The sequence below is a fragment of the uncultured Negativibacillus sp. genome (assembly GCF_944388365.1).
Lineage (GTDB): Bacteria > Bacillota > Clostridia > Oscillospirales > Ruminococcaceae > Negativibacillus.
In genome coordinates, this window is sequence record NZ_CALXIN010000163.1 from 1 (window position 1) to 2710 (window position 2710).

Here is a 2710-nt window from a genome sequence, read left to right on the forward strand (position 1 = left end):
AGGGGCAAGCCCCTTTTGAAACCCCGCTGTATCGGCAGCAAGTGATTACGCCGTTGCAGGAAGATTCCGACAACTAAAAAAAGAGGTTTTCCAAAGGACCTAGTCCCCTTTGGAAAACCTCTTTTTTTAGTTGAGCTGATCCCCTACACGGGAAAGGATGCGGGCAATCTCCTGATCGAGCAGCTCGCGCTCGCCGTCGCTCAGCTGGCAGCGCCCCAGCTCCTCCGTCGCCTGCTGCACCTGCAGCAATATATCCATGTTGGAGCTGAGGTCGGCAATCTTCAGCTGCGGCAATCCGTGCTGACGCTTGCCCAGAAAGTCGCCAGGTCCGCGCGCCTTGAGATCGTATTCCGCCACCTTGAAACCGTCGTTGGTGCGGTGCAATACCTCCAAACGCTCCTTGGTGTCAGGATTCTGGTTGTCCGAAATGAGGATACAGTAGGACTGCTCCTGTCCGCGTCCGACCCTTCCGCGCAGCTGATGCAGCTGGCTTAGGCCAAACCGCTCGGCATTTTCCACCATCATGATGACCGCGTTGGGTACGTCCACGCCGACCTCCACCACTGTGGTGGAAACCAGCAGCTGAATCTCCCCTGAGGCAAAAGCGTCCATGATGCGCTCCTTATCCTTGGGGCGCATTTTGCCGTGCAGCACGCCTACCCGATAGTCTGCAAAAGGACCGCGCGCCAGCTGGTCGGCATATTCCTCGGCGTTTTGCAGGTTGGCAGGAGTGTTGTCACCCGCCTCCACCAGCGGACAGACGATATATCCCTGCAAGCCGCGGTCGAGGTGCTCCTTTAAAAAGTTGTAGACGCGCTGTTTAATTTTGGAGCTGATAACGTAGGTCTTGACCGGCTGACGGCCTGGCGGCAGCTGGTCGATTGAGGAGACGTCCAGGTCGCCATAGATCATCAGGGCCAGCGTGCGAGGAATCGGTGTGGCGGACATGACCAGTGTGTGCGGATGGTCGGATTTTTCGCTCAGGCGGGTTCGCTGCGCCACACCGAAGCGGTGCTGTTCGTCGGTGACCACCAGCGCGAGGTTTGGCAGGTCGACGTCCTCTGAGATGAGCGCATGGGTGCCGATGACAAGGTCGACCATTCCCAGCACGATGCGCTCCTTGACATCCCTTTTTTCCTTTGCGGTCATCGAGCCGCACAGCAAGGCAAGGCGCATACCCAGCGGCGTGAGCAGCTTGCTCAAACCCTGATAGTGCTGCTGTGCCAGAATTTCGGTCGGAGCCATCAGTGCCGACATATAGCCGTTTTGGAACACCACAAAGCTGGCGGCGGCAGCGACCATCGTCTTACCGGAGCCGACGTCTCCCTGTACCAGCCGGTTCATCGGCGTGGGCTTTTGCAGGTCGGCGCAGACCTCGTCGATGGCGCGCTGCTGGGCGCCGGTGAGCGAAAAAGGAATCTGCTGCAAAAACGGAGTGATGTCGGTGTTTTTACACAGAAAGGCGGTCTGGGAATAGCTGTCGGCGCGCACCGAATGCAGCGAAAGCGACAGCATCAACAGCTCCTCAAAGACGAGCCGGCGGCGGGCGATTTCGGCGCTCTCGCGGTCGGCGGGCAGATGGATATTTTTAAGCGCAAAGTGCAGGTGGCACAGCTGGTACTTTCGTCGTAGGAAGGCCGGCAGAGGGTCAGGCAGATTTTCGTCGAGCAGACCCAGCGACTGCTCGATATTCTGGGAGATCATCTTGGAGGAAAGTCCCTGTGTCAGTGGATAGACCGCCAGAAATGCCGAGGGCAGATCGGCAGGATAGATAGCAGGCGCGTGCATCTCCTTTTTGGCGGGAGAAGCGCCCATCTTGCCATAGAACAGATATTCCTTGTCGTACTGGAGCGCATCGACGGTGTACTTTGCGTTAAAGAAGGTAATCATCATCGAGCCGCTGTCGTCGGCGACCTTGACCTTGGAGATGGTCAGTCCCTTGCGGACATACTGCGGAGAGGACTTTGCCACTACCCGTGCGCGCACTGCGCAGACCTCCCACGGAGGTGCATCGGCGATAAAGGACGGCTGAGTGAGATCGATATAGGAGCGCGGGAAATAATAGAGCAGGTCGCGGATGGTATGGATGTCGATTTTCTGATAGAGGGCGGCGCGCTTGGGGCCGACACCAGTGAGATATTGGATATTGGTGTCCAGATTGAGAGCCAAAAGGACGACCTCCTTTGATTTGCAAAAAGGCGTAATTTTATTTATTATACATGATTTTGCAGCAAAAGTAAAAGGAAGGAGCGATGCTCCTTCCTTTTACTTTGTGGCAGGGACTTTCCTTCTTCGGAGCTTTTTGTTTTTGTAGGGTAGTCCCTGCGGAAACTCTATTTGCAGGGTGGCTCCCCGCCCCTGCACCCCGGGGTCCATTTCCTATCGCGAGGAAATGGACGAAAGGCGCGCCAAAAACCTCCTGGTTGGATTTCGGAAGCTTGAAAAGCTTCACTAAAGGGGCAAGCCCCTTTTGAAACCCCACGATCCCTCGCTAGAAACAGCAACGACGTAACTGCTTACTCTCCTAAGCAGTAGGCAAAGTACTTGACATCCTCCCGCTGGCGGAGTAGACAGGGGGAGAGAACTTCGCTTTGCGAAGTTCCCGAGGGGAGAATCCCCTTGGAGGAGAATCCAAAGAGGATACTTCCTCTTTGGCACGCCTTTGATTACTTTCCTCGTGAAAGGAAAGTAATCGCGGGTGCGGGCTGCG

At 56.2% G+C, this 2710-nt stretch carries 1 protein-coding gene; it reads right to left on the reverse strand.

Features of this window, described 5'->3' with window-relative positions; translation table 11 throughout:
* Positions 1-126: 126 nt before the first annotated feature.
* Positions 127-2169, reverse strand: a complete 2043-nt coding sequence (recG, locus tag Q0L39_RS11550) for an ATP-dependent DNA helicase RecG (protein WP_296629332.1) — start codon at positions 2167-2169, stop codon at positions 127-129.
* Positions 2170-2710: the final 541 nt, after the last annotated feature.